The following is a 2,753-nucleotide window of genomic DNA, read 5'->3' on the forward strand; positions in this document are numbered from 1 at the left end:
AGTAAATGATTGTAGTTCCGTACTATCTTCACACAATGTTCAAAAAGTCAACCACTCTATTTGATGACACGCCCTAGTTAAGTATAATGAATGATTTAGTTTTTTTAGCTGCTCATCAATTGGCAAAAGCAATCCGCGATCGCCAAGTCTCTTCAACAGAAGTAATAGAAGCTTATTTGAGTCAGATTGCTCAATACAACCCAGGACTAAATGCGATTGTGACTCTGGATGCGGAAAATGCGATCGCGCAGTCGAAAGCGGCAGATAAAGCATTAGCTCAAAGAGAAAATTGGGGGCTCTTACATGGAGTACCCGTAACTATCAAAGACACCCTCGAAACCAAAGGATTACGCACAACCAGCAGTTATCAACCCTTAGCTAATTATGTCCCAAAGCAAGATGCTATCGTCGTCGCTCGACTGCGCGCTGCTGGAGCAATTATTTTGGGCAAGACGAATACACCACAACTAGCTGATAACTTTCAGACCAACAGTCCTCTGTTTGGTAGAACAAACAACCCCTGGAACCATGAATATACGCCAGGCGGCAGCACTGGGGGTGGTGCGAGTGCGATCGCTGCTGGGTTATCCCCTCTAGAACTTGGTAGTGATATTGGTGGGTCAATCCGCGTTCCAGCTCACTTCTGTGGCATTTACGGCTTGAAACCGACCGAGCATCGAGTGTCAACATTTGGACATATTCCAGAGTTGCCAGGAACACCTAAAACCATCCGGCACTTACAGACAATAGGGCCTCTTACCCGTTGTGTGGAAGACTTGCGATTATGCCTGTCATTGATTCAAGACTCAGACCCCCGCCAGCCGGAAGTAATGCCGATATCTACAAAAGTTAACCCAGTGACCACGCTACAGTCCTACCGCTACGCTTGGTCAGAAGGTTTTGGTAATATTCCAGCAACAGCCGAAACCAAAGCCGCTCTAGAAAAACTAGCTTCATCCCTAGCGGCTCTAGGATGCTGTGTAGAGCAACACAACGAGCCGCCAAATTTTGATAGCAATGCGGTACGTGATACTTACCTCAATATTTATAATTTTGAATTGGGTTTATCCCAGCCAGACTTGACGCAGATTCAACAGCAACAACGATATGTCACCGCCCTCATTGGGCGCGATATTCTGATTGCTAATATCGAAAGTTTCTTATCTAATTGGGATGCTTGGCTGTGTCCAGTGGTGCCAGTGCCTGCTTTCACCCACCGTCAGCCAGGAGAACCCATTGAGGTGGATGGTTGGTGCGATTCGTTGAAACGTGAATCACGGTAAAAAGCCCGTACATAGCGTTTCCAGCCACAAGGCTGAACTCTCGGTCTGATAAGGGTGCAAGTCCCTTCTGCCAGACTCAGGTATGACTCCCTACCTGCCCACACCGACCAAGCTCGATTCTTGGAGAGTGAAGCTGGGAACAGGACGCAATCAGACATCTAATGTGAGGTGACACTGGCGTTAATGGGGAGTTCCGATGGTGAAAATAGAGCCTAGAAAAGTAACTTACCGTCGAGCGGGTCACAGACCATCGATCCCGACTCCACTGGAGCTTATTCCCGCCGAGTCATCGACCAGGTATCGGCAAGAGTCTAGGGGATTGAGTAGTTAAATTGGCTCCACCTAAAGGAACAATCAATCTAACCGAGGGAACGAAGAAAAACGAACTGAGGGTCAAGGGGAAGTCGAACCCCAAAGTAGGCTAGACGAGCAGCGGAATCCCCTTAGTTCGGGTAGGACAGACCGTAATTGGTCGCTCGGTGTTCAGAGTACACAAACTAGAGCAGAGCATGATTAGACACAACAGCAACGAAGCGTGAATCTTGGAAAACGTTGCCGTGGAAGAAATTCCGCCGTGATTTATTCCGCCTACAAAAGCGCGTGTATAAAGCGATTCAGGTTGGAGACAAGCAGAAAGCGAAGTCCCTCCAAAAGCTAATTCTGAAATCTCGGGCTGCAAGAATGTTGGCGATACGTCAAGTAACTCAACTAAATGCTGGCAAAAAGACTGCGGGAATCGATGTCCAAGCCTCACTCACATTTGAGGAAAGGTTTGCCCTGAGTGAAAAACTTAGAACCAAAAGTAACAACTGGAAACATCAGAAGTTACGTTCAATACCAATCCCGAAAAAGGATGGGAGTACCCGCCTCCTTAAGATACCGACTATCGCCGATAGAACGTGGCAATGCCTCGCAAAATACGCGAAGCGAGCCAGCACACGAAGCAACTTTCCACGCTAGGAGTTATGGATTTAGAACAGGAAGGTCGGCGCATGACGCGCAAAAAATCCTATTTAATAATCTACGCTCCTTTTGTAACAGAATAGAAAAACGAGTTATCCAACTCGATATCGAAAAATGTTTCGACAGGATAAGCCACACCAGCATAATGGAACGACTCATCGCCCCAAGAGGTATCAAGACCGGAATATTCCGTTGTCTAAAAGCAGGAGTCAATCCAGGATTTCCAGAACAAGGAACCCCACAAGGAGGTGTGGTTAGTCCATTATTAGCCAATATCGCTCTCAATGGGATTGAGGAAATACATCAATCAGTCCGTTACGCGGACGACATGATAATAATTCTAAAACCCAAAGATGATGCGAAAGCAATACTTGATAAAGTCAGCGAATTTCTGGCAGAACGAGGCATGAAGGTTAGTGAAAAGAAAACTAAGCTAACGGCTACGACAGATGGATTTGACTTCCTCGGTTGGCATTTCAAAGTGCTTTCGCAACGGGAAATTTAGAT

The 2,753-nt window shown here is 46.6% G+C and carries 3 protein-coding genes; all 3 read left to right on the forward strand.

Annotation, left to right across the window (positions count from 1 at the left end):
* Nucleotides 1-86 precede the first annotated feature (86 nt).
* Complete coding sequence (locus QUA78_RS32100) at nucleotides 87-1,283, forward strand: amidase (protein ID WP_333307207.1); 1,197 nt, start codon at nucleotides 87-89, stop codon at nucleotides 1,281-1,283.
* A 552-nt stretch (nucleotides 1,284-1,835) separates the two neighbouring features.
* Nucleotides 1,836-2,243 (forward strand): reverse transcriptase N-terminal domain-containing protein, encoded by a 408-nt coding sequence (locus QUA78_RS32105; RefSeq protein ID WP_445302427.1) that lies wholly within the window; start codon nucleotides 1,836-1,838, stop codon nucleotides 2,241-2,243.
* Nucleotides 2,137-2,751 carry a reverse transcriptase domain-containing protein gene (locus QUA78_RS32110; RefSeq protein ID WP_333307209.1) on the forward strand — a complete coding sequence of 205 codons (615 nt, stop codon included), beginning with the start codon at nucleotides 2,137-2,139 and terminating at the stop codon, nucleotides 2,749-2,751. The genes QUA78_RS32105 and QUA78_RS32110 overlap by 107 nt, the downstream gene beginning before the upstream one ends.
* The last annotated feature ends 2 nt before the right edge of the window (nucleotides 2,752-2,753 follow it).

This window comes from Microcoleus sp. K4-B3 (genome assembly GCF_036704615.1).
Classification (GTDB): domain Bacteria; phylum Cyanobacteriota; class Cyanobacteriia; order Cyanobacteriales; family Microcoleaceae; genus Microcoleus.

Bases quoted from the DNA above. Each gene is read 5' to 3' on its own strand.
- QUA78_RS32100 (WP_333307207.1), top strand. From the start codon at position 87: ATGAATGATTTAGTTTTTTTAGCTGCTCATCAATTGGCAAAAGCAATC.
- QUA78_RS32110 (WP_333307209.1), top strand. From the start codon at position 2,137: ATGGGAGTACCCGCCTCCTTAAGATACCGACTATCGCCGATAGAACGT.